Origin of the sequence: Streptomyces gelaticus (assembly GCF_014649535.1) — a bacterium.
Lineage (GTDB): Bacteria > Actinomycetota > Actinomycetes > Streptomycetales > Streptomycetaceae > Streptomyces > Streptomyces gelaticus.
The window spans coordinates 1-24,336 of sequence record NZ_BMTF01000014.1 but is presented as its reverse complement, the minus strand read 5'-3'; the positions used below and the strand labels follow the sequence as shown (position 1 = coordinate 24,336).

Sequence of the window (24,336 nt, the reverse complement as noted above, 5' to 3'; positions counted from 1 at the left end):
GGCGGATCACGTGAGCGCAACGCGCGCTCGCGTCGCTGATTCGGGTCTTGCGTGAAACGGAGGAGTTCTGCGTGCTTGTGGTGAGGATGTCCGCCCGAAGCGCGGCAGTCGACGACGACCGCCGTGAGTTCAGCCTTCTGGGCAAGCGCCAGGTCAGCGGGCTGGCCCTCGCGCGCCCTGTCACCACAGGCGTCCGGTCCCGCTCGGTTCTGGAGCTCCAACAAGACCACGGTGGTGCGCAGTTCAGGGCTCTGGTGGGTGGTGAGTTCGTGCCGGGAGAAGGGGACCGACTGGCCTGGCGGGTCAGGCACTGGGAGACGGTCCGGCCTACGCCACAGCAGGGGATGCTGCACGGTACGCTGCTGCCGGGCCTACCCGAAGGGCTGGATCACGCTGCGGAGGCCGGTCTGCATGCAGACCTCAACAGTGGGGCGCTGCCGGCCGGACGGCTGGTGATCGACCGGGCGGGCTACGACCAGGATTCCTCCTTGGTGCTGTTCGCAACGGCCGCCGAGCTCCTGCTGCACATCCTGCTGGCGGGCGCCTTCGGATCGCCCGCGGAGCCGATCATCAGGTCCTGGGTGGCCACCGGCCGAATTCCGGTGGCGCTGCCCAGAGTTGACGTCGAGGTGTAGGCATGGTCCATGCGATATGGGCCACCACGGATTCCCACCACGCCCAGCCCGCCGCCACGCAGAACAGCGCGGTCGCCAGTGGCAGCAGGACCGGCGGTGCCCACTGCGCGACGTCGCCGCGGGGGAGCTGCTGTTCGGTTCGGTGGCCGACCTTGGCCAGCCACATCAGGTACACCGACACCTCGACCGCGATCACCAGCCACATCAAGAACCGTAGTTCCCGTGGTTCCCGTAACGTGCCCACTCACTCATCGACTGGCCCTCCTCCTCGATCACCAGGCCGGCGGGGCAAGTACTGGCCCGGCGCTGCCGCCCACCAGGGGCGCCGTCACCCTCAGGAGTGGTTGATGATGCGCAGTTCACCGTGGCTGACGACGGCGCCAACCTCGCCAAGCCAGTTGGCATGGGCAGCTGGTTCTAAGGCGGGCGCGGCGGGACTCTGCACTGTACTCGGCCCAGTAGGGGAGTTTGAGGGACTCCCACGTGGAGCGGCTGCTCACGCCAGTGCCTTCCTGACGTGCCCCGTCCCGATCCCGGCACGCCAACGAACACCGACGAGCTGCTGAGAGTGATCTCGGCGGTGCGGGCCGGTGCAATGCCATGCTCCTTGCGTTCCAGTACGCCGGATCGGGCGGCGGCTGGAACGTGGCTTGCCTCGGGCCATGCCGCCCGTCATCCAGCGGGCCCACGGGCCAACGCGGATGACACCGTCACGGGTTCACTCGGACGAGTGCTGTACCTCGAGCCTCGGTCCGGCCCGGCCAGGTGAGGGGGCAGGTGAGCGGGAGAACCCGTTCGGTCAGTCGGCCAGTGAGAGAGGTGGTGGTGAGGGCGGGTTCGGTGAGCCAGTCCGCTGCGGCCAGCCGGTCGGCCAGAGAAGCCAGTTCGCCGGGGTCGACGGCGCACCAGGAGGCGAGGTGGTCCAGGTCGATGCCCTGGTCGCCGGAGCCAAGTCGTCCGTCAGGGGAGCTGTGGGTGGCCAGGACGAGGGCGAGCAGCCGGGTGCCGGCGGTGGTCTTGGCCTTGCGGAGCTTCTTGTCCAGGACGACTCTCTGGGCCCATCCGCTGAGCTTGGGCCGCAGTTTCCTGCCGAACGTGAACGGTCCCGGCTTGTCCTCGTCAGGAACCAGGGAGGGGATGGTGATGGGGGTGGGGTTTTCGGGCCGGGAAGCGAGCAGTTCGGCCGGGGTTCCGGGAAGGCGCAGCCAGTCGGAGTCGGCCAGCTGCGTGATCAGGGCTTCCGGCTCGCTCAGGCCCAGTCCGGTGAGGTCCTGGCCGACGAGGTTGCCCGTGCCGGTGCGCGCGGCGCGCAGAGTCAGCATCACCACCAGCAGGCGTACCTCCGGACCGGGCAACGGGGCAGTGTCGGTGGCGTGGGCCAGGACGGACCGGGCGTGGTCCCACTGGGCGGGGCCGATCAACAGGCGGGCCACGGCCGGGCCGCTGCCGTCCGGCTCGGTGCCGCTCGCCGTGTGGCCGGTGCGCTGCTGGTGCTGGAGGCGGGCGGCTGCGGCGGCCTGCTCAGCACGCTGGGCGTCCAGTCGCAGGCGGGTGTCGCCAGTGGCCTCGGCCCACGCCGCGAAGGCGCTCGCCTTGCGGGTGTGGAGATCGGCCAGGAGCGCCAGATCGGGCTCGCTGCGCTTCTGGTAGTCACGGAAGAGGTCACCGAGTTCGACGAGTTCGTCCCGCAGGGCGACGGGCCGCAGATCGTGCGGGATGACGCGCTGCGCAATCTTCGCCTGCCGTGGACGACGCCGCACCGGTGCGGAACGGGGAGCCGGCACCCCCGTCCCGGCCGCGACCTGCCGGTCGGAGAACTGCGGCGCGCCCGCGCGCGGGGCTACGGAAACCCGAGGTTCGGAGTGTGGGGAGGCGGGGGCCTGGGAGGTGGCTGCGGTCCTCGCTCCGGGGGTGGCGGCTGCGCACCGTGAGCAGCACTCCGTGGCCTGCCACCAGCGTCCTTCCCGGTCGGTGACCACGGCCAGGACGACTGGCCCGCCGCACCGCCAGGGTTCGGCACGCGCATCCCGGCCGGTGTCGGGCAGATGAGTGTGGCAGCCCTCGGCCCTGCACGCGCAGTACGCCCCGGCCCTGGGAGCGGGGGCTGCGCGAAGGTGGGCCTTGAGGTGGGCGACCGCGGCCGCACGGCCGGCGGCCGCGGACGGCAGACGCTGATCGGTACAGGCGGGTCGGCTGCACGAGATGCGCACCGCCGTACTGCCCCGGCCGACGGCGTCCAGACGCACCGTCCACCGGCGTCCCGGCACCCGCTCATCCAGTTCGCTCCCCGCAACCTCGGTCATCCCGTTCTCCCTCCCGCTTTCGCGTCCCTGGCCGCCACGCGCCGTCTGCCATCGTGGCGGGCCCAGCGTATGCGGCACAGGGGGCGAAAATCGGTGAACTCGCCCTGTACGTGCGGCAGACTCGTAGCCTCGCACAGCGAAGATCCTTCTCAGGACGGTCTATGCGTCGCGGGCGTGGATGGCACTGAGGGATCACGTTCTCGATTTGCTCCTTCTCGTGGTTTACGCGGGGGGTCGGCGCGGCACTCCATCCGAAAATCGAACAGATATGGCATTGTTGTTGTGTCCAGGGGCTCGCAGAGAATCAACATGCGGGTTTGATCTCCTTGGGGGCAAGCTGCTGTACGTGTCGAGGTGGGGGGCCGCGTCCGTCGGGGTGCGGAATCCGGCGGTTGAGGGCGGGATCGCATGCTCGGCCTGGAGGGGCAGACCGTCTTGGACGGCCCGCTTGAGCGTGCTTCCGGCGACGCCGAAGAGGTTCAGGCCTTCGCCGAGTCCGGCGCCGCCGACCGTCGTGAAGCAGTACATCGAGCGGCAGCAGCGCCCCATGACCGAGGTTGACGTGCCCGATTGCTAGCGTTCGCATGAGAGCTACAACCCTGTTGCGTGTGAGCAGCATTGGCGACACCGAGTCGGTATGTGAGCTCCTTCAGGTCGAGCCCGACATCGAGGTGCGTGCCCGGGGAATGGGAAGAACGCCCCCTGGCTGCGGCCTCAGCTGCCGGCGACGGCTCAAGAAGCATCGATCATGCTGGGTTACGAGCTGTATGGACTGATCGCCAGACAAATCGCTATCATCCGCTGGGTATGCCGTTGGCAGCTCAACACGCTTGTGTTGCCGCCCACGCGTTGCCGATACGTGGCAGTGCTGTCGCGGATCGGCGCGAGCGGAGCAAGAGTGGTTACGGGGGCGGGAATGTCGACCATCGGGCTGGCCGCGGCCATCGAAGAGCTGCGGGAGGAGTTGTACCAGGCCCAGGTTCAGAGCGCCGGGCAGCAGTTCGCCTTTCAGGTCGAGGAAGTCCATCTGGAGCTGCTTCTCGAGCTCAGGGACGGGCTCAAGGGCGACGGCAAGTTGAATTTCGGCGTGGCGACGATAGGCGCGAGCGGCGAGCACTCCACCGCTCGCACGCACAAACTGACTTTGAAACTGCAGGTCAAGGACCGTGCCGCAGGGGGCTCAAACCCCGAGATCAGCCAGGACGTGTCAGGGTCCTGGGCCGACGAGGATTGAGTTGGACCAGCGGAGGCTGGCACTCATCCGCAGTGGTGATGTCGACAAGTATCACTGCGTCGGAACTGGCTATCTGATCGCGCCTCGTCTGGTGCTCACTGCCCGGCATGTCCTGGTGGACAAGAGCAGTGGTGAGCCGTGGTCGAAGATCAATGTTCAAGTTGGACACCCTCGGGATTCCGACGCATCGCCCCGCAGGGCGACCGTGCTGTGGGCGCCTGACCAAGGTCGTGACGTCGCTCTGCTGCGGTTGGGGGACCCGGTCGAGGTTTCCGGGACGGTGCAGTGGGGCCGCCCAGTCGGCAGCGCTCCACTGCGCTACGAGGCACTGGGGTATCCCCTGGCAACTGTCAAAGAGGGGCAACGCAGCGTCGAGCATCTGAGGGGAGTGTTACCTCCGCTGGCCGGTGGTGCCGACGCCCGGGATCTGTACGTCCTGGACCAGGACCCGGCGCCGGGGAAGCGCGCGGACGGCAAGCAGGCGTGGTCTGGAGCATCCGGCAGCGCGGTTTTCTGCGAGGGCCATCTCGTCGGAGTGGTCATACACGATGACGACGCCTTCGAGAACCGCCGTCTGCACGCCTGCCCGGTTCGCTCCTTCGCCGACGACCCGCATTTCGTGGATCTCCTGCAGAGATACGGCGATTGCTCGCCTCGGCTGATCGACATCAGTGCGGCACTGTCGTCGAAGTTGAGCGCATATTCCGGACAAGCCGTCCTCTTCAGCAGGCCGCCCGCCCCGCAGACACTTACGCAGGCAGAGGAAGACCTCCTGCGCCCGCTATGGGCATTGCTCGAGGACCCTTCTCTGTGTGTGGCCCATGCGCGGACGCTCGTGCAGCGGCTCGGTTTTTCTGTGCCCGACGGCTACTCACCGTCCGTTCCGGATCTCATCCCCCTTCTGTCGGAGCACCCGCGGGCGCTGGCTACCCTCAGCGAGTCGCTCGCTTCGACGTCTGGCGTCAAGAACGAGGCTGTGCGGGCGGAACTCACCGGCCTCCTCGCGCGCGGCCGGGTCTTGGGCAGCAGTGCGCTGCTGTCGGTTGGCGAACACGAGCGGCTGATGGCCGAGTTACGCGGGATCGTGGAAGACGATCCCGCCTTGGTGCCACGCGCGGCGCGGTCGGCACTGCGGTTCACGCCGCTGCCCGAGGTGTTGCGTCCGGTCCGGTTGTCTTCCGACGATCTCGAATGTGCTGTCGAGAAGTTGGAGGCCCTTTCAGACAGCGCTCCAGTGCCCGACGGCACACCGCAGGTTCCTGCCCTGTTGCATCTCGTCGAGTACGTCGCCGCAGCCGTGGACGAGCGGCAATTGACCACGCTGCGGGAGTGGAACAACCGTGTTGCCGAACGGCTCGGAATCCATCCCTCGGCACTCGCGGAACGTCGCTCCGATGCCGGCCGATGGGCAGCGCACCGCCCCGCACCCGTGTCCCGCGTACTGGTGGAGGCGAGCCGCAGCTACGGTGATCCCGAGGGCTGGTACCGATGCAAGGTCTGGCTCCTCCGTACGGACAGCCCGCCGGCCCCGCTCCCCTCTGTCACGGACCGCCCGCTGACGGCGGAGGAGGTGGCACGGGTCGTCCGCGACGCCGTCCACGACGTCCAGTCCAGTGACGGCCAAGACCGCGTCCCCCTCGTCAGCGTCGTCGTGGACCGGGCGGGACTGCACTTGCCCGTGGACGAGTGGAACCCGGGACCCGAGAACATGTTCGATCAAGGTGTGCCGCTCGGTGCCGAGTTCCAGCTCACGCTCAGCTGCCCTGAGATGAGCACCCTGGTGAGGAATCGAGACGACGCGCAGCGCCGTCGCTGGCAGAGCGGGCACGGGACGCCCCTCGTCGTCGACAGCGACTGCGGCACCGAGCAGCAGGTCGCTCTGCTGCTGAAGACCAGTCACCGCAACACCCGCCAGGTCGTGCTGCACGGGCCTCCTGAACAATGCGCCCGGCTGCTCGACGTGTGCCTCGCGCTGGGCGTCCCCGTGGTGCTCTGGGACCGAGCAGCCCAAACGTTCGGGCACGCCTCCCAGCTCGACCCGTTGCAACCCAATGGGCCAGTGACCGGTCTACCCGAACGTGTCTGGGGTTACCGGGGGAATGCCTACGGCGACCCTGTAGGGCATCCGGCCCGGCCGTCACTCGTGTGGGAGGACATGGACTCGTTCCCGTTGAGTGGCCTGCAGTTGCTCGATCCAGCCGCCTTGGAAGGAACCGCTCCCTCATGACAACGGAAGACATCACAAGGAGTACTCCGAACGACGGGTGGCGGCTCTTCCGCGGCGACGGAACAACCCGCCGAGTAGAGTTCCCCGAAGCACCGCCATGGCGTCGGTTCAATCCGCCCGCCGAGGTCTTCGCTCCGCCGAGGCCCTATCTCATCGGCTCCGCCGAGGCAGATGTCGTGAACGCGGCTATCCTCCTGCGCCGACCATTGCTGGTGTCGGGGTATCCGGGCACCGGCAAATCCTCCCTGGCACACGCCGTCGCCCACGAACTGGACCTCGGCCGCGTCTTGCACTGGCCGATCAACAGCCGCTCGACCCTGCAGGAGGCCCTGTACCGGTATGACGCCGTCGGCCGGCTGCGCGAAGCGAACCTGCACCGTGACAGGCATGACAGCCGTGACCCCAGCGCCACCGAGCCCGGGATCGGCAGCTACGTCCGGTTGGGTCCGCTGGGCACGGCACTTGTACCGCGCGCCCGGCCCCGGGTCCTGCTTGTCGATGAGCTGGACAAAGGCGATGTGGACCTGCCGAACGACCTGCTGAACGTCTTTGAGGAAGGCGAGTTCGAGGTGCCGGAACTCGCCCGGCTGACAGACCACGAGTCCGTGGTCAAGGTGCTGACCGATGACCCCGACGAACGGATCCCCGTCGTACGCGGCCGGATCCGCTGCGCGGAGTTCCCCGTCGTGATCATCACTAGCAACGGCGAGCGGGAGTTTCCTCCCGCATTTCTCCGGCGATGTATCCGACTCGATCTGCCCGAGCCGGACGAACAGACACTGCGCGGCATCGTCGAGGCCCATCTCGGAGCCGGCACCCTGCAGGACGTCGACGACCTGCTCCGGGAGTTCCTCGGGCGCCGTGCGCCCGGCGAGCTGGCCACGGACCAGCTGCTCAACGCGGTGTTCCTCCGCAAAGGAGGGGTGGATCTCGACGCCGGCGGACTGCTGAACGCCGTACTGCACCGGCTCGGCAGGACGGTGTAGCAACGTGCCCGACCGTCTGCGGCGCGTGCTGGCCGACAGCGGAGTGGATCTCTCTGGCGAGGAGCTGCTCGACGTTCTGTGGCTGGCCGAACGTCTGCCGCACAGTGACGGTGCCCCGCTGGCGCGTGCGGTGCGGCCTCGGGTCACTCCGCCCTCCGCACCCGGGGAGGAGCATCCACGGCCTGATGCGGACGAGGCCGGCACGACGGCGCCGCCACCCGCATCCTCGTTGACAGACGGAGCGCGGGAGCCGGGGGCCCCACTGCACGCAGGCCCTGCTGCGCCCGGTTCCGGAGCACAGCAGCGTTCGGGTCTGCCTGTGCGGACACCGGAAGGAAAATCCCTCGCGGCACACGAGCTCCACCTCGGCAAAGCACTTCGGCCGCTGAAGCAGCGGCTCCCAGATCCCTGGAAGCAAGAGCTCGACGAGGCAAGGACCGTCGCCGCCATGGCCGAGACGGGGCTGCCCGACGCCGTGATGCGACCGGCACGCGCACGCTGGCTCACTCTCGTCCTGCTGGTGGACGACGGCGTCTCCATGCTGCTTTGGCAGCGCCTAGCCTCGGAAATGCGGGTTCTGCTGGAGCGCAGCGGAGCATTCCGCGGCCTTCGCGTCTACGGGCTGGACAGCCGAGGCCAGCAGGCCCCGATGCTCCATAGCCGTCCCTACGAGGACGGCGGTGTACCCCTGCCGCCGTCCGTTGTGCGCGATCCGACGGGGAACACGCTGGTCCTCGTCGTGAGCGACGGCGTCGGTGCGGCCTGGCGGGACGGCCGGATGCAGACGGCGCTCGAGACGTGGGCGCGACAGGGACCCACCGCGATCGTCCATGCCCTGCCCACCCGCATGTGGCAAGGGTCGGGCATCCGGGCACAGCAGTGGCTGGTGACCACGCGGCGGCGAGGCGGGCCGTCCAGCGCCTGGCACGTGACGGATCCGGTGCTGCCTGCGGACATCGTGGCCTTCGACGGAGTTCCGGTGCCGGTACTGGCACCTGAGCCCACGGCGGTGGGGCGCTGGGCAAGCGTTGTCGCGTCCCCGGGCACCACGGCCGTACTGCCCCTCCTGGCGGACAGCGGAACACCCCCTTCACGCCCCTACGCCCACACGCGGCAGAGCGATACGCGGGAAGCCGTGCTGCGATTCCGCCACGCAGCATCGCCGGCCGCATATCGCCTAGCGGCCCACCTTGCGGCGGTCGCACCGATGTCGGTGCCTGCTATGCGCCTGGTGCAGGCTGCCTTGGGCCCGACCACGGACGCCGGGCACCTGGCGGAGGTCTTCCTCGGTGGGTTGATGCAGAGCACAGATCCGGCCGACCCGGCCCTGCCGGTCCGGCACCGCGCGTTCGACTTCTCAGAGGAGGCCCGGGACATCCTCCTCGGGACGGTGCCCGCACACGAACTCCTGCGCACTACCCGCACGATCACGGACGAGATCGGCCGGCTGGTCGGCCGTTCGCCGGACTTCCCCGCATGGCTCAGCCACCCCGACGGACCGGACAGGCTGAACGACGAGAGCCATCCCATCAGCCGGCTGGACAACCGGCTGATGACGCTGCTGGGGGTACAGCCCCTGGTAGCTCGGGCCGAAGACGCCTTCGAGAACGAACCGCAGCGGCATCCCACCGGACGGCAGGAATTCTCGCCCCTGTCGGAGCCCGTGCGGCCGTCCACGGATCGCGAGGAGCGTCCGCCCGCCCCGACCGGGCGGGAGACGGCCCCGACGGCGGCGCCGGACGGTCCCGAAGACGTCTCCTTCCAAACCCTTGACCTCGGTGCTTCCTGGTCGCCGCTGCTCACGGAGGACCCCCGTAGAGCCGGGCCCTACCGTCTGCACGCCCGCAACGTCGGCGGATGGCAGCGGGTGGTCATGTTCCTGGGGCGCGACGAAACGGGCGACACGGTGACGGTGCGGGTGCCGCTCCGTACGAGCCCCGAGGAGGCAGCAGAACTGCTCCGCACCGAGGCGGAGGCCCTGATCCGCATGGCCGGGACCGGAGCGCCCAAGCTGCTCGGCCACAGCGTGGAGGACTCCCCGCCCTGGCTGGCGACGGAATGCGCCCGCGAGCAGAGCGACGACGCGCGATCCCGTCCCGCGCACAACCTCCGTGCCCTCCTGGAGGACGGGGGACCGCTGGGGGACACCGCGCACTTCCGGCGCTTGGGACGGGACCTGGCCCAGGCCGCGCGGCACGCCCACAGCGTGGGGCTCGTCCACGGCTCGCTGACGCCCGACCGTGTGCTGATCACCGATCAGGACGTGCAGCTCGTCGGCTGGATGACGGCCAGCGTGGACGGTGTGCCGCATCGCCGGCGCGATTCGTTCCCGCAGGATCCTGCCTACGACCCCCCCCATGAACTGGAGGGCTTCGGCGGTCCGTTCGGTGTCACCACGGCGGGCGACGTGTACTCCGTGGGGGCCATTCTGCTCACCGCCGCGACGGGACAGTGGGGAGGGGGCTTCACTCCCCACACGCTGCGCGACGCCTGGGAGCACTCGGGCATGAACAGATCGCTCGGCAGGGTCCTGCTGGACTGTCTGGACTCGAATCCGGCGGCCCGGCCCTCAGCTGCCGAGCTGGTCGCGGCATTCGCCGCGCAGACCGACGGCCACCCCCATGGGAGTGGGGGCGAGCGCGCCAGGACTCGGGCCGCCGCCGGTGCGGCACCCGGTCAGTCCCAGCGCTTTCGGGACAGATTCACTCTGCTGGGTCATATGACCGACTGCCACGTCTTCGAAGGTGACGGCACACGGCCCATCCACGAGGAGAACGTCCAGATCCTTCACCGGGCTCAACGCGTTGCCCAGCCTCCCGTGGTCCAACAGTGGCGTGCCGAGATCGAAGCCGAGGAAAGCCGCAAGGCAGCCGCCGGTCTGCCGCACCGTTGGAACCGCCCGAGGTTCGCTGTCGAAAGCATCACCACCACCCGCACCCATCTCGGTGAGGACCCCATCGTCCAACTGCGTCTGTGCGCTGCGGACTACTACGACTTTCTGGCTGTGTCTCTCAACCTCGACCGTCCTCGCCCAGACCATGGCACCACGCTTCGCCACGAGTACCTGGTGGAGCAGGACCCCGTTTGGGCTCCGCCATTCCTGTCCTGCAGTTTCGGGGTGCATGTGGCAGTGGAGACCGGGGCCGACGGCAAGATGCTCTTCAGCCACCGCAGCGCCGGCGTCGCAGGCAATCCCGAGCGGTGGAATGCGTCTGCCAGTGAAGGTCTGTCCAGGCACGACATCCCCGAAGACGGCTCGCCGATCAGCCTGCACGCCACAGCGCGCCGGGCGTTGGAGGAAGAGCTCGGAGTCTTCCCCGAGGACAGGACGGATCTTGAACTGCTCGGCTTCGGACTGGACCTCCGCCGGCATCAGTGGGCCGCCTTCTTCCGGGCTGTGCTACCCGACCTCGGCGAGGAGGATCTCAGAAGGCGCTGGGCCCGAGGTGTGAGGGACAAGTGGGAGCACGACCGCCATGCCTTCGTGCCGGCCGACCCGGACTCCGTCCTCGACTTCATCCTGGAGCAGACGGTGGATGCGTGGGCGCCTTGCGCACCCGTGCTGCTCTACCTGGCGCTGGTGCGCGGAGCGGTCATCCGCCGTGGCGGGGACCCAGCAGGACGGCTTGACGTGGAAGCTGCCGAGCGGCGGGCTGAGCGACGCGGCCAGGAGATGACCGGTCCGGCGTAGTCCGAGAGCCGCAGGACTCAGTTGTGTTCATCCCTGAGCACCACTCACCCCGGCGCCCTCGCAGAACAAGCGCCGCCGATCCCTCCCTTGCCGCACTCCCCGTCCCATACGCCGAAGCCCGCTCCGTGCTGAGCCTATGGCTGGAGGCCGGAATGAGTCCGCCAGGCCCGGGGCAGCTCCCTACCAGCTCGTAACCCGAGCATGATCGATGCTTCTTGAGCACCGCGACATCCGCGATCGACGGGAACAAAAGCTCCTTCAACCGGAGCGCGACCGCCACTTCCTCGACCTGAACCCCCACACCTGGGCAACAGACCCCCAACTACCTCCAAAATAGCGAAAGAGCCCAGAAAGTGGGCCGGGACCCGTTCTCCTTGTGGGCATAGTCAGTCAGTTCTGTGCCGGTATGACGCAGCAGCCTCCTTGCTCTCCGTAGTTCTCCGGAGGGCTGTCGGATGCCTGTCGGCGGTGAACGTGAGCTGTCGGCGGTGTGTCGGTGGAGGCTGCGACCTTGGGCGGGTTGGTGCTCCCCATGAGCACGCTGACCCGAGTGCAAGGAGCCTGTCATCGTGTCTTCCGCGTCCCAGAGCCGACCGTGGAACGTTCAGTGGCTGCCGCCTGCCGAGGGCAGAATCTTCCTGGTAACCGGAGGTAACGCCGGGATCGGCTACTTCGTCGCGGAGCAGCTCGCCGCCACCGGTGCCGTCGTCGTACTCGGCAGCCGGGACACCGCGAAGGCCGCCGCCGCCATGGCCTCGATCCGCTCGCGCTTCCCAGGCGCGCACCTGCGGCACCTTCAACTGGACCTCGCCGACCTGTCATCCCTGAAGACCGCCGTGGACAGGCTGGGCCTCGAGCATCTCGACGCGGCGGTCTACAACGCAGGGGTCGCGCTCGATGACCCGCCGCGTCGAGAGACCGAGGACGGCCACGAGCTGATGTTCGGCACCAACCACCTCGGCCACTTCGCTCTCACTCAATGGCTGGCCCCATTGCTGTCCGCGGCGCCGACGGGCCGCATCGTGACGGTGGGAAGCTTCGCGGCACGGTCCGAGCGACTGGATCTCGGCGATCTGCAGTCGACCCAGGATTATCGGCCCAAGCGCACCTACGGCCGGTCGAAGCTGGCGCAGATGTGCTTCGGCTTCGAACTCGATCGCCGCCTGCGCGCAGTCGGCAGCGCGGTGCTCAGCGTGGTGGCCCACCCCGGCGGCGCACTGGACTCCCTCACCCCGTCCCGCCCGCCGGTACGCGTGACCACCCCCGGCGAGCGGCTGCTCGCTTTGCCCGCCGGACTCCTGGTGCAGGGCAAGGACGCCGGGGCATGGCCCGTTGTCCGTGCTGTCCTCGACTCGGAGGTGCAGGGAGGGCAGCTCTGGGGGCCGAAGGTCTTCGGGCTGCGTGGCACACCACGGCGCGAGCCCGTCCCCTCTCATATGACCGACCCGGCCGCCGCCGCTCGCCTCTGGGCGGCCAGCAGTGAGCTGGTCGGCGCCGATCCGCACCTCGGCTTCCGGTAGGTGTGCAGCTGCACCCAGCGCGGCCATCCAGCGGCCGACTGCGGTGCCCGGCCCGGCCAACCGGGACGCTCGGTCACACTGTGTCAGCAGTGCACGTCGGCTGCCGCCCATCCGGCGTTGGCCCGGTCGTACGCCTCGCGGACGGCGAGATCGTGCGGCAGGTCGAGGCGAGGGCGGTGGCCAGTGCGCGTACGGCGGGGTCGTCCAGGGTCAGCACGGCCACCGCCCGTTGCAGATCGGCGACGCACTGGTCGATGCTGCAATGCAGCAAACCCTCCTGGAGGTCCTGGAGCAGGCTGAGCAGGTCGTTGGTGCCCGGCTCGCCCGTCTGCGCGCGGCGCAGGACCTGGAGGACGGCGGCTCTGCCTGTGACGTCCCCGCCGCCCCCTCACGCAGCATGACGGTCGGCCGGGACGGGGGAGCGGTAGTCGGTGGATCCCGGCTGCTGTCCACACCGTGCGGATCTGTTCACATCGGGTGTGTGTTCATCATGAACGTGCAGGTCACGGGGGTGGCGTGGGCGGGTGATGTCGTACTGGTGCTGGTCGTCGGGGCCTGTCTGGTGTGTTGGGCAGCGGGCGATTTCGTGCTGGGTGAGGATCATCAGGGTCCGGACGAGGCGGGTGGCCCACTTCTCGTCGAGGCGGGGCTTGGTCAGCACGCGCCAGTTTTTCAGGTCGTCGCGACGGTAGCTCCGTCGCCGACTGGGAGCGAGATGTCAACGAGCAATGCCCCTGCCCTCGGGCAGGGCGTTGCTCGAGATGGTCTGTTTCAGGATGCCTTTTGGTCGGCGGGCTTCTCGATCTCGGTGGTCACCCGTGCCCCTCGGAAGAGCACCGGGAACCACAGGAGACATGCCAGCAGGGGGACCGCGGCGTAGGTGGCCATGCCCACACTGGAGCCCAGCCCGTCCATGAGCGCGCCGAGGACGAGATAGCCGATGCCGATGAGCGCCGACTCCACGAATGCGATCATCGACAGCAGGCTCGCCCGGTGGCGCGACGGCACGGCCTCGTTGAACACGTTGTCCACGATCACGGCGGTGATCTCGGGAATCCCGACCAGGGCCAGGAAGGCGGCGATGGTGACCCAGACAAGGCCGAGGCCGCTCAGGCCGAGTGCCGCGGCGAGCGTCAGGAGAGACACCGGGACGATGACCCGATACCCGATGCGCCGATCCGCGCGGTCCGACAGCAGCGGAGTGAGCCCGCCAGCGAAGAATCCCGCCGATATGACCACGCTGACCAATGCGGTGCCTGCTCCCTGATCGGAGAGGGTCTTCTGCGTAAAAATGATGTACGGCGTCAAAGTCGCATGCATCAATCCGGACACCACGACAAGCGTCACGAGCGCCGGTGTGGCGACCCGAAGCATCGCCCGCCATGCTGTGGCGTCGCTGTGCTTCTCCTCGGCTCCGTCCTGCTCGTCTACCGCGTCCGCGCCGCGGATCTCGGGTACCCGTGACATCAGCACCACCACAGCCAGGGCGAGGCACGCCGCCGAACCGATGTAGACGACTCCCCAGGAAATCTGCTGCAGTTGGCCGCCGAGGACGATGGCGGCTCCCGAGGTGACCGTCCCGAGCATGGTGAACCGGGACTTGACCTTGACGTAGCTGGCCGTTGCACCGCGACGCACGAGCAGGTCGTACAGCAGGGCGGTGTCCGAACCGGACACACATGCCATGCCCACGCCCTGCCCGATGAACAGCGCCAGGAACACCCAGTAGTTGGAGAACGCCACCTGACCGAGCAGGCATCCTGCTATCAGCATCTGGCCGATCACGATGCTGGCACGCCTGCCGACTCGGTCGGCGATGACTCCCGTCGGCAACTCCGCAAGTGCGCTGACCAGGTAGAGCAGTGTCTGCAGTAGGGCCACTTGCGCGGCGGAGAAGCCTCGCTGCTGAAGGAAGAGGACGAATACGCCGCGCTGGAATAGCGTGTTGGTGAGCACAGCGTATATGTAGAACGGGCGCGTGACGCTTCGTGCTGCATTGTCGACTGCAGCCGACCCGCTAAGGGCCTCTGTGGTGCCGGTCATGTTGCGGGCTCCCTGGTGACTCCGGTGATCATTGAACTGCGCCCAACCTGAATCGCTTCCGGTCAGCGGTGCTGGCGTGGGAGGGCGGTGGCGTACTCGCGCTGGTCGGGGGACGGGAGTCCGGAGCGTAGATCATCTGACACGTCGGGGATGAGGTTTCCGGCGATGTCTGCGTGGGTTGCGGCCGGGCTATATCCGGGCGGGGGCCTGGGTGTTCGGGAGGGAGGTTGTGTCGCCGCTGGAGAAGATCGCAGGTCGTCGTGCCGAGCTGGATGAGCTCGCCCAGGCGCTGGCCAAGCAATTGGCCGAGGCGGACGCCGAGCGTGAGGAACTCGCGGTCGCGAAGCGGGTAGCTGCGCCGTCTGTATGAGCAGGAAGCCGAGGCTGCCGCCGGGACACCGCAGCGGGTGCAGGTCGAGGGCCGGTCGGTGTTGAAGGTGCCGTACCGGGCCGAGGTGCCCGATGCGTCTGCGCTGCCGGGCGGCTACCAGCGGATGCTGGGCATCGTGGAGGCGGCGGGCGGGCCGGTGATGGTCGAGGAGGTCGGCGCCGAGCTGGGGATCGACGCTACGATTGCCGGTCGGCTGGAGCCGTTGCGCGGGAAGCTGTCGAAGCCGGCCGATCGGGGCCGGCTGCGCAAGCTGCCGAACGGCACCTTCACCACCCGGCCGTGACAGTCGCCTGGAGACTCCCATCTGCCGGGCCCCGAGGCGTTCGTTCTGGACGGCATGTTGCTGCCCAACCCCTTCACCTCGGATCAGCCTGAGGTTGGAAACGGCTCAGGGAGGTGGGCGAGGGCGCCGTCGAGGAGCGCCCGGGGGTCGACTCGGTCCGAGTCGTAGAGCCAGGAGATGACGACGCCCAGTGCGATGGAGATGATGCGGTCCGCTTCGGGTGCCGCCTGGGCCGGGGGGTGGTCCGCCGCGGCCAGGGCGGACACGACGCTCTGTCTGGCCTCGGCGAGGCACCTGGTCATGAAGGCGTGTGCGGGATGCGCCGGGACCGTCGCCTCGCACAACAGGACCACGTGCGCGGCGGTGACCCAACGGGGGCGCTGCGGCAGGGAGTAGAGCCACTGGGCCGGGTCTTCGCCTTCCGGCCTCGGGGCGTCGATGACCTCCGTGAGCACGGCGTCGAGCAGGTCGCGCTTGGTCCGGGCGATGTGGACCAGGGCTGCCTTCGTCAGGCCGGCGTCGTCGGCGATCGACTGTATCGAGGCCTCGTGGTAGCCCTGCTGGGCGTAGCGGCGCGCGGCGGCTTCGAGGGCGCGGCGGCGGCTCTCGGGTTCGATCACGGGCGGGGCCGGGTCGGTGATCTGTCCGCCGGTCTCCGCCGGGGCCTCCGGGGCGCCACTGTGCGTCAATCCCATTTCGTAGGCGGCTAGTTGACCGGGGATGTCGATCTCACCGGGGAAGTAGAGGGAGAGGATCTGAAGGCCTTCCCAGAGTGCGCCGAGGCGCAGTGCTGCGAGTGATGCGGAGCGTTCGTCGGGGCTCAGCGGCAGCAGGAACCGTGTCGCGAGGGTCAGGCCGGTCGCGCGGCGGCGGCGCATGAGTTCATGGCCGGGGTGCTCGGGGCTGGTCGCTTCCCCCAGCAGGGCGGTGAACAGCTCGATCCAGCCGGGGACCGTCTCGTTCCTCCGCGCGATCGCGGCCGCCGTGAGGACGGTGCCATCGGCCTGCTCCATGGGCCAGTCGCCGTATGCGGTGTCGAGCCGTTCGATCAGGGCCGTGAGGATCTCCTCGCGGGATCCGAAGTGGCGCAGCAGCGCGGGGTGCGAGATGCCGGATGCCGCGGCTACGTCGCGCAGTGACGTCGCCCGGTACCCGTTCTCGATGAACAGGACGTGTGCGGCGTCGAGGATGCGCGCCGCGCGCTCCCGCCCCGTGCGGTACGGACCTCGTGAACTTCCCATGATCCCAGTATCCCAGTGTGCTAGCCTCACCCAAAATTTACCACCACGTTGGTAACTTTTCGTCGCTGGCGACGACAACAGAACGGACAGCACCATGACGAACCTGCGGGACGACTTCCTCTGGGGCGCGGCGACCTCGCCGCACCAGATCGAGGGGAACAACGTCAACTCGGACTGGTGGGCGATGGAGCACGCCCCCGGCTCCCCCCTCCCGGAGCGGAGCGGCGATGCCGTGGACAGCTACCACCGCTACCCCGAGGACATGCGGCTGCTCGCCGACGCCGGGCTCAACGCCTACCGCTTCGGGTTCGAGTGGGCGCGCATCGAACCCGCCGACGGGGAGTTCTCCCGTGCCGCGCTCGACCACTACCGGCAGATGGTGGACACCGCGCACGACCTCGGCCTCGCGCCGGTCGTCACCCTCCAGCACTTCACGCTTCCCCGATGGTTCGCCGAGTCCGGCGGCTGGCTCGTCCCCGATGCCGCGGACCGGTTCGCCCGCTACATCGAGTTCGTCGCCCCGGCCCTGCGCGATGTCGGGTGGGTGTGCACCATCAATGAGCCCAACATGCTCGCGGTGTTCGCGAGCGTCCGGGAGGCGGCCATGGCCGCCGTTTCGGCCGACACCGGGCAGGCCGCCACCGAACTCGGCGGGCTCATGGCGGACATCCGGCCGGACGCCGCCGTCGCCGAGGCCCTCGCCGCCGTACACCGCCGGGCCGTCGAGGTCGTACGCGGGACGGCGGGCGCGGAGGCGGGCTGGACCATCGCCCAGCAGTCGTTCGAGCCCACCCCCGGCAACGAGGAGGTGTTCCGGCGCGTGCACCGGGACTGGGAGGGGTTCTACCTGGAGGCCTCCCGCGACGACGACTTCGTCGGGGTGCAGGCGTACACGAGCCAGCCCGTCGCCGCGAACGGCCCCGTGCCCCACCCGGAGCACCCCGACAACACCATCACCGGCTGGGCCTACCGCCCGGACGCGCTCGGCATCTCGCTCCGGCGCGCCTGGGAGGAGGCCGGCGGGGTACCCCTCCTCGTCACCGAGAACGGCATCGCCACCGCCGACGACTCCCGCCGCATCGCCTACACCGGGGAAGCGCTGCGCCACCTCCAGGCCGCAGTGGACGAGGGCATCGATGTACGCGGCTACCTGCACTGGTCCGCGCTCGACAACTACGAGTGGGGCCGGTACGCACCGACCTTCGGCCTCATCGCGGTCGACCGCGAGACCTTCGTCCGTACGCCCAAGCCGAGCCTCGCCTGGCTCGGCGCCTGCGCCCGCCGCAACGGTCTCGCCTGACCGCGCCTCACTCACCCACTTCCCTGGGGTCAACGATGCCGCTGCCACCGGATTCGCTCGCCGCCGGTTCCCTTTCTCCTGACTCCCCTCCTTCTGTTTCCGCCCCTCCCGAATCCCTCCCGGCCGAGGACGCGGGCACCGGGGTGGCCTCGCCCGCGGACAGGAAACTGCCTCGCGATCTGCGCAGGCTGTTCTTCGCCGCACCCTGGGCCTCGGCGCTCGCACCGATCGTCTACGGAGCGTCCGCCTTCTTCTTCGCCCTCCAGGTGCAGCTGATGGAAGGCGACAAGGGGAAGGTCGCCGGGCTTGCCGTGGTGAGCGCCCTCTCGGCCGGGGCGGCGATGATCGCCCAGCCCGTCATCGGTGTCCTCTCCGACCGGACCCGTTCGCGGTTCGGTGCCCGCCGACCGTGGATGCTCGTCGGCGGGCTCATCGGCTCCGTCGCACTGCTCACCACCGGCCTGGCTTCGAACCTCGCGACGCTGACCGGCTGCGTGATGGTCATTCAGTTCGGCTTCAACGCCTTCCAGGGACCGCTCGCCGCGGTACTGCCGGACCGTGTGCCCGAGCAGTTCCGCGGCCGGTACTCCACCGGTGCCGGCCTCGGCATGATCCTCGGCGCGGTCGTCGGACCGCTCGTCGGATCGCTGTTCGCCGACCGGATCGCCCTCGGCTACCAGGTGCTCGGCGGTGTCGTCTTCCTCGGCATCGTGCTGTTCGTCGTCCTCGTTCCCGATCGTGACAACCGAGGCGAGCCGCGCGAGCCGTTCTCGCTCCGTGCCTTCGCCACCGCCTTCTGGGTGAACCCCGTGCGTCACCCCGACTTCTTCTGGGGCTTCCTGGGCCGACTGCTGCTGTTCGGCGGCTACTACATGCTCAGCACGTACAACCTGTATCTCGCGCAGCAGTACGTCGGGCTCTCGCTCGACGAAGCGACCGACGTCGTTCCGCTGCTCGGCCTCGTCGCGTTGCCCGGGATCCTTGTGGCCACGGCGATCGCCGGGCCGCTGTCCGACCGGATCGGCCGCCGCAAGCCGCCGGCCCTGGTCGCCGGGCTGCTCATCGCGGTCGGCGCGGCCGTCCCGCTCGCCATGCCGACGGTCGCGGGCCTCGCGGTCTCCGGCGCGGTCGTCGGCGCCGGATTCGGGGCGTTCGTCGCGGTGGACCAGGCGCTGATGAGCTCGGTCCTGCCCAACGCCGACGACCACGGCAAGGACCTCGGGGTCCTCAACCTGGCCGCGACGCTCCCCGGCACGGTCGCGCCGGTCGCGGCGGGGGCCGTCGTGACGGTGTTCGACAGCTACGGCGCGCTCTACCCCGTCATCGGCGTCATCTCCGTACTCGGAGCCCTCTGCATCCTCCCCATCCGCAGCGTCCGCTGACCTGTTCCTCCCTCTTCTCCGCCTCGCTTCGACAGAAAGCACAGACGAGACATGACATTCACCTCGCCCCGCTTCACCGATCTGGTCGGCAGGCTCAGCCTGGAGCAGAAGGTCCGCCTGCTCACCGGCGCCTCGGTGTGGTCGCTGCACGACGAGCCCGCGGTCGGGCTCCGCTCCATCGTCGTCTCCGACGGCCCCAGCGGCGTCCGCGGCACGGCCATGGACGACCGCGACCCGTCCTCGAGCCTTCCCTCGGCCTCGTCCATCGCCGCGACCTGGGACCTCGACCGGGTACGACGCCTCGGCGCGTTGATCGCGGCCGAGGCCCGCCGCAAGGACGTCGACGTCGTCCTCGGCCCCACCGTCAACCTCCACCGCTCCCCGCGGGGCGGGCGCCACTTCGAGGCGTTCAGCGAGGACCCCTTCCTCACCGGTGAGTTCGGCGCCGCGTACGTCAACGGCGTCCAGGCGCACGGTGTCGCGACGACCGCGAAGCACTACATCGCCAACGACAGCGAGACGGACCGGATGACCGTCGACGTGCGCGCCGACGAGAAGACCCTCCGCGAGCTCTACCTCGCCCCGTTCGAGCGGATGGTCGAGGAGGGCGCGTGGCTGGTGATGTCCTCGTACAACTCCGTGGACGGCGTGACCATGTCCGCGAACCCGCTGCTCCGCTCGCCGCTGAAGGACGAGTGGGGCTTCGACGGCGTCGTCGTCTCGGACTGGACCGCGGTGCGCGACACGGAGCCCTCGGCACGGTCCGGTCAGGATCTCGTCATGCCCGGCCCGCAGGGGCCGTGGGGAGACCTCCTCGTCGAGGCGGTCCGCGCCGGCCGCGTCCCCGAGGCGGTGATCGACGAGAAGGTGGCCCGGCTGCTGCTCCTCGCCGAGCGCGTCGGAGCCCTCACCGAGGAGCACCAGCCGGTCGCCCCCTGGGAGGACGCCGAGATCGCGGCCCTGCTGCGCGAGACCGCCGCCGACGGCATGGTCCTCGCCCGCAACGACGGGCTGCTGCCCCTCGCGAGCGACGGCGACGGCGACGGTGTGCGCCCGCGCGTCGCGCTGATCGGGCAGCACGCCCTCCGCTCCCGTAACCAGGGCGGCGGATCGGCCACCGTCTTCCCCGCCTCCCTCGTCACTCCCCTCGACGGGCTCCGCGAGGCGCTGGGCGACGGCGCCGTGTCGTACGCGCCCGGGCTACCGCCGACGGACGAGCTGTGGCCGTTCGGCCGCGCCTCGATCGTCGACCAGGTGACGGGCGAGAACGGCGTGCGCGTGCGCTACTTCGACGCCGACGGGAACGTCTTCGACGAGGAGGTGTTCCCCAGCGGCCGTCTCGCCTGGCTGTTCGACGCCAAGCTGTTGGCGGCTGCGGAGGTGGAGATCACGACCCGCTTCGTCGCCGCGCGCGACGGGCGGCACGCACTCGGCTTCGCAGGGCTCGGCCTGCTGCGCTTCGAGCTCGACGGGCGGACGGTGCACACCGACCCGGTGCTCCCGGACCAGCAGGACACCATGGTGGCCGTCCTCAACCCCCCGAACCGCGTCTTCGAGCTCGACCTCCAGGAGGGGCAGGGCGTCGACATGCGCCTGGTGTTCACCCTCTCCTCCCCGGAGAGCGCCGCGTTCGCGCTGATCAGCCTCGGTGAGAAGGACATCCTCGGTGACCCCGTCGAGGAACTGGAGCGAGCCGTGGCGCTCGCGGCGGAGAGCGATGTCGCTGTGGTGGTCGTGGGCACGACCGAGGCGATCGAGTCGGAGGGCTCCGACCGGCCCGGCCTCTCCCTCCCCTCGGGGCAGGACGAGCTGGTCCGCCGGGTCCGCGCCGCGAACCCCCGTACGGTCGTCGTGGTGAACTCCGGCGCGCCGGTCACGATGCCGTGGCTGGACGAGGTGTCCGCGGTGGTCCTTTCGTGGTTCCCGGGGCAGGAGTTCGGGCACGCGCTCGCCGATGTCCTCACCGGCGCCCGTGAGCCCGGCGGGCGGCTGCCCACCACGTGGGCGGCGCGGGAGGAGGATGTCCCCGTATGGAACGTCGACCCGGTCGAGGGCCGTCTCGACTACACGGAGGGCATCCACATCGGCTACCGCGCGTGGCTGCGGCAGGCCGAGCACGGCGGGGCCGCACCGGCCCTCCCCTTCGGCTCGGGCCTCGGCTACACGACGTGGGAGCTGGATGAGCCGGGCGTGCGGGAGGACGGCCGTACGCGCGTCGTCGAGCTCGACGTCACCAACACCGGGAGCCGTGCCGGCAAGCAGGTCGTGCAGGCATACCTCGCGCGGCCCGGCTCATCGGTGGAGCGGCCGGCCGCGTGGCTCGCCGGATTCGCCGTCGTACGGGCCGCCCCCGGCGAATCCGTACGCGCCCGCATCGAGCTCCCCGAGCGGGCCTTCCGCCACTGGGACGAGCAGACGCACGCCTGGGACGTCGAGGCCGGGGCGTTCGAGCTGCGAATCGGCACCTCGGTGGCGGACATCGCCCACACGACCGTCGTCACGGCGCCCGACACCGTTACCGCCGGAGAGGTCTGATCCTTCGTGACCACCCCGACCCTGAGCACCAGATGGGGCCGCAGCCAGGAAGCGCGGCCAATCCGCCGGACTGCATGCCTCCGCCAAACCATGGGAACCCCGCCGGAAACCAGCCACCCGGGGTGACGCACTCGTACGGCACCCGCAACTGCTGCTCCCCGGTCTCCTGTCGGCAACCGCTGGCCCTTCCGAAGGCCGGCAGGTCCTCGCCCGTTCCGCCTCGGGCGGGCGCGCCCGAGGCGGCCGCGGTCGAGCAGGTCAGGTTCAGTCGGCTGCGGCCGTCCGGTCGAGGAACCGTCGCAGGCCGGTCCGTACGCCGTCTGTGGGGACGGCGGCTGCGAAGTACGCCGCTTCGATTGCCAGGGCCTCTTCGATCGGCAGGTTGATGCCACGGGTGACCGCGCGCAGACAGGCCGTTACGGCCGTCGGTGCATGCCTGATGATCCGTGCGGCCATGTCCCGCGCGGCGTCCATGAGCTCGTCGGCCGGTACGACGGTGTTGACCAGACCCAGCTCGGCGGCTCGGGCGGCCGGGATCGGGTCGCCGGTCAGGATCATCTCCGAGCCGCGCTTGCGGCCGAGTGCCGCGGCAGGCGCTGGGAGCCGCCGAAGGGGGGGCGGAAAACCGAGGGAGACCTCGGGTTTGGCTAAGGTCGCGTGTTCGGCGGCGATCGCGAGCGGAGCGGCCTCGGTGATCTCGCAGCCACCACCGTAGGCGAGGCCGTTGACCGCGACGATCAACGGCTTGGGAAACTCCTCGATCCGCCGGGTCAGCGCGTGGCCCCGGCGGACGAACTCGCGCAGCGCACGTTCGGGCCCGCCGGCGATGCTGCCCGCAAGCGAAGGGATGTCCGCGCCCGCACTGAACGCCCTGCGCCCGGCGCCGGTCAGGACGACCGCCCGGATGCTGTCGTCGGAGTCGATGAGGTCGAGCTGCGCGAGCAGCGCGTCGATCGTCGGATAGTCCAGGGCGTTGAGCTTCTGCTCCCGGTCGATGGTGATCACTACGACCTGGTCGTCTCGCTCGATGCGCACGGTCATGCCGGGATACTCCGTTTCGCCGGGGTTCGGACTCACCTAGGCTATGAGCCGTCATCCAGGACGATCCATTAATCGTCCTGGATACAATGGAGCTCTTCTCCCATCCGTCTCCGCGGCGGACAGCAAGTGCCGCATGCGACCGCCCTTCTACAAGGCCGTCGTCCACGAGTTCTGTGTGGTACCGGCCGCGGGGCGGGGAAGCGTTCCCTGGCCTACGGCACTACGACAGTCAGTGATGTGCCGGTCAGTTGGAAACCGAGCTTCTCGTAGACGTGGCGGGCGGGATTCGCGTCGCTCACGACGAGCGAGACGTCGGTGAGCCCGTGGGCCGCAGCATCGCTGAGTACTCGACGCAGCAGATTTGCGCCAAGGCCCGCGTAGCGGGCTTCGGGCCGGCGGAACACGTCCGCGATCCACGGCAGGCCGTCGCGATCGGTGAGGATCGCCCCGGCGACCACGCGGTCCGTTTCGTCCACCACCAAGGCGCTGCACGGAAGGACCGGCCCGAGGACGGAGCCCGCCAGCATCGGCGCCAGGAGCTCGTTGAGCGCTTCTTCGTCGCTGCCGGAGTGATGGTCGGGATGGTCGGCAGAAAAGGCGGCTCGCCATGCCGGGAACACCGCATCGGCATCTAGGTCGCAAGGAACTGCCCGAAGTCCGTTGCCCAGGTCCTGTGATGACCAGTCGACCGGCGGCGGACACGCGACCAGGTCTCTCCGCATTTCATGGGCATGCCGCATCACCCGGGCACCACGGCCCAGCAGTTGCTCACCGAGCTCCACGGACCCCGAGACCGCCCATCCGGACATGCCGGCGATGATGGAATCCACGGGGTCGGGGCCGACCACTTCGGCCAGGTCCGCCCATGGGTGCCCCTCCCGAACACCCTCCAGATATGTCAGTACCGGCACACCCTGCCCGTTGGTCAGGGTCTGGCGCTGCTCATCGTTCTCAGTCACTCTTCATCCTTGAAAGATCGCTTGTGCCTCAGCGCGGGCATTCTGCAGTTCCGCATCCGGTGTCACAACAGAATTTCCGCAGTTCAGAATGTTTCATACGGCGGCTTGACGGTCGCCGATCGTTGTGCAGCGGCCCTCAGTCACAGGAGGCCGGCGGATGGCCGTGCCCGGGAGATTCTCGGTCTGGTGCGCTCCGGCCAAGATCCGATGCCAGTGGACTCGCCTTCGGTCCGCGCCCGCGGTGGAACCCGAACACCCCGGACGGGGCCGATGCTTTCACCGCACCCAGCCTTCCCTTCACCCGGGCCTCTACACCTGTAGTGCCAATGGTACTCTACTTGCGTAGAGGGATTGGGTAGGTGAAGAGGGAACGGTTGTGGCGGAGAGCTCGACACGACGGAAACAACTGGCCGACGCGGCGATCGGGACGCTGGCCGCGGAGGGCATGCGGGGGCTGACCCATCGGGCCGTCGACCAGCGGGCGGGGTTGGCGGAAGGCTCCTGCTCCTACTACTTCAGGACGCGGCAGGCGCTGCTGCAGGCGGCCGTGGAACGGCTGGCCGAG

At 69.2% G+C, this 24,336-nt stretch carries 18 protein-coding genes; 12 read left to right on the top strand and 6 right to left on the bottom strand.

The annotated features are described in order from the left end of the window. Nucleotides 1-71 precede the first annotated feature (71 nt). Nucleotides 72-635, top strand: a complete 564-nt coding sequence (locus IE107_RS20360) for a hypothetical protein (protein WP_189545260.1) — start codon at nt 72-74, stop codon at nt 633-635. A 710-nt stretch (nt 636-1,345) separates the two neighbouring features. Here the strand turns inward: IE107_RS20360 and IE107_RS20355 are convergent. Beyond that, nucleotides 1,346-2,938 carry a hypothetical protein gene (locus IE107_RS20355; protein WP_189545259.1) on the bottom strand — a complete coding sequence of 531 codons (1,593 nt, stop codon included), beginning with the start codon at nt 2,936-2,938 and terminating at the stop codon, nt 1,346-1,348. Between the two features lie 748 nt (nt 2,939-3,686). On the opposite strand from IE107_RS20355, the gene IE107_RS20350 reads away from it, so the two are divergent. The 5 genes from IE107_RS20350 (at nt 3,687) to IE107_RS20330 (ending at nt 12,596) form a co-directional block, all read left to right on the top strand. After that, complete coding sequence (locus IE107_RS20350) at nt 3,687-4,172, top strand: trypco2 family protein (protein WP_229867119.1); 486 nt, start codon at nt 3,687-3,689, stop codon at nt 4,170-4,172. Nucleotide 4,173: 1 nt separating this feature from the next. After that, complete coding sequence (locus IE107_RS20345; RefSeq protein WP_189545258.1) at nt 4,174-6,399, top strand: VMAP-C domain-containing protein; 2,226 nt, start codon at nt 4,174-4,176, stop codon at nt 6,397-6,399. Next, the gene (locus tag IE107_RS20340) at nt 6,396-7,385 is read left to right on the top strand and encodes an AAA family ATPase (protein ID WP_189545257.1); all 990 of its coding nucleotides are present in this window, start codon (nt 6,396-6,398) and stop codon (nt 7,383-7,385) included. The genes IE107_RS20345 and IE107_RS20340 overlap by 4 nt, the downstream gene beginning before the upstream one ends. Nucleotides 7,386-7,389: 4 nt before the next feature. After that, the gene (locus IE107_RS35935) at nt 7,390-11,076 is read left to right on the top strand and encodes an SAV_2336 N-terminal domain-related protein (RefSeq protein ID WP_308434246.1); all 3,687 of its coding nucleotides are present in this window, start codon (nt 7,390-7,392) and stop codon (nt 11,074-11,076) included. A 569-nt stretch (nt 11,077-11,645) separates the two neighbouring features. Next, nucleotides 11,646-12,596, top strand: a complete 951-nt coding sequence (locus IE107_RS20330) for an SDR family NAD(P)-dependent oxidoreductase (RefSeq protein ID WP_189545256.1) — start codon at nt 11,646-11,648, stop codon at nt 12,594-12,596. Between the two features lie 388 nt (nt 12,597-12,984). Here the strand turns inward: IE107_RS20330 and IE107_RS20325 are convergent, their stop codons facing one another. Next, a complete protein-coding gene (locus tag IE107_RS20325) occupies nt 12,985-13,257 on the bottom strand; it encodes a hypothetical protein (protein WP_189545255.1) in 273 nt (90 codons plus the stop codon). A 110-nt stretch (nt 13,258-13,367) separates the two neighbouring features. After that, nucleotides 13,368-14,639, bottom strand: coding sequence for an MFS transporter (locus IE107_RS20320; protein ID WP_189545254.1), 1,272 nt, complete (start codon nt 14,637-14,639; stop codon nt 13,368-13,370). A 229-nt stretch (nt 14,640-14,868) separates the two neighbouring features. On the opposite strand from IE107_RS20320, the gene IE107_RS35080 reads away from it, so the two are divergent. After that, entirely contained in the window at nt 14,869-15,009 is a 141-nt protein-coding gene (locus IE107_RS35080) for a hypothetical protein (protein WP_229867118.1), read from the top strand. 37 nt (nt 15,010-15,046) lie between these two features. Beyond that, complete coding sequence (locus IE107_RS35075) at nt 15,047-15,313, top strand: hypothetical protein (protein WP_229867117.1); 267 nt, start codon at nt 15,047-15,049, stop codon at nt 15,311-15,313. Between the two features lie 83 nt (nt 15,314-15,396). Here the strand turns inward: IE107_RS35075 and IE107_RS20310 are convergent, their stop codons facing one another. Then, nucleotides 15,397-16,554, bottom strand: a complete 1,158-nt coding sequence (locus IE107_RS20310) for a TetR/AcrR family transcriptional regulator (protein WP_189545253.1) — start codon at nt 16,552-16,554, stop codon at nt 15,397-15,399. A gap of 94 nt (nt 16,555-16,648) precedes the next feature. Here IE107_RS20310 and IE107_RS20305 point away from each other — a divergent pair, with 94 nt between their 5' ends. From IE107_RS20305 to IE107_RS20295, 3 genes are all read left to right on the top strand, one after another. Next, the gene (locus tag IE107_RS20305; protein WP_189545252.1) at nt 16,649-17,854 is read left to right on the top strand and encodes a glycoside hydrolase family 1 protein; all 1,206 of its coding nucleotides are present in this window, start codon (nt 16,649-16,651) and stop codon (nt 17,852-17,854) included. 143 nt (nt 17,855-17,997) lie between these two features. Then, a complete protein-coding gene (locus IE107_RS20300; RefSeq protein ID WP_189545251.1) occupies nt 17,998-19,236 on the top strand; it encodes an MFS transporter in 1,239 nt (412 codons plus the stop codon). A 51-nt stretch (nt 19,237-19,287) separates the two neighbouring features. Further along, entirely contained in the window at nt 19,288-21,771 is a 2,484-nt protein-coding gene (locus tag IE107_RS20295) for a beta-glucosidase family protein (protein ID WP_189545250.1), read from the top strand. A 264-nt stretch (nt 21,772-22,035) separates the two neighbouring features. On the opposite strand, the gene IE107_RS20290 is transcribed toward IE107_RS20295, so the two are convergent. Together IE107_RS20290 and IE107_RS20285 are read right to left on the bottom strand one after the other, a co-directional pair. Then, on the bottom strand, nt 22,036-22,812 hold the full coding sequence (locus IE107_RS20290) for an enoyl-CoA hydratase-related protein (RefSeq protein ID WP_189545249.1): 777 nt from the start codon (nt 22,810-22,812) through the stop codon (nt 22,036-22,038). A 212-nt stretch (nt 22,813-23,024) separates the two neighbouring features. After that, nucleotides 23,025-23,771, bottom strand: coding sequence for a GNAT family N-acetyltransferase (locus IE107_RS20285; RefSeq protein ID WP_189545248.1), 747 nt, complete (start codon nt 23,769-23,771; stop codon nt 23,025-23,027). Between the two features lie 376 nt (nt 23,772-24,147). Here IE107_RS20285 and IE107_RS20280 point away from each other — a divergent pair. Then, on the top strand, nt 24,148-24,336 hold a 189-nt coding region (locus IE107_RS20280), incomplete at its 3' end, for a TetR/AcrR family transcriptional regulator (protein WP_189544888.1).

Coding starts and splice junctions, on each gene's coding strand:
- IE107_RS20295 (WP_189545250.1), top strand. CDS start 19,288: ATGACATTCACCTCGCCCCGCTTCACCGATCTGGTCGGCAGGCTCAGC.
- IE107_RS20310 (WP_189545253.1), bottom strand. CDS start 16,554: ATGGGAAGTTCACGAGGTCCGTACCGCACGGGGCGGGAGCGCGCGGCG.
- IE107_RS20290 (WP_189545249.1), bottom strand. CDS start 22,812: ATGACCGTGCGCATCGAGCGAGACGACCAGGTCGTAGTGATCACCATC.
- IE107_RS20320 (WP_189545254.1), bottom strand. CDS start 14,639: ATGACCGGCACCACAGAGGCCCTTAGCGGGTCGGCTGCAGTCGACAAT.
- IE107_RS20350 (WP_229867119.1), top strand. CDS start 3,687: ATGCTGGGTTACGAGCTGTATGGACTGATCGCCAGACAAATCGCTATC.
- IE107_RS20340 (WP_189545257.1), top strand. CDS start 6,396: ATGACAACGGAAGACATCACAAGGAGTACTCCGAACGACGGGTGGCGG.
- IE107_RS20305 (WP_189545252.1), top strand. CDS start 16,649: ATGACGAACCTGCGGGACGACTTCCTCTGGGGCGCGGCGACCTCGCCG.
- IE107_RS20355 (WP_189545259.1), bottom strand. CDS start 2,938: ATGACCGAGGTTGCGGGGAGCGAACTGGATGAGCGGGTGCCGGGACGC.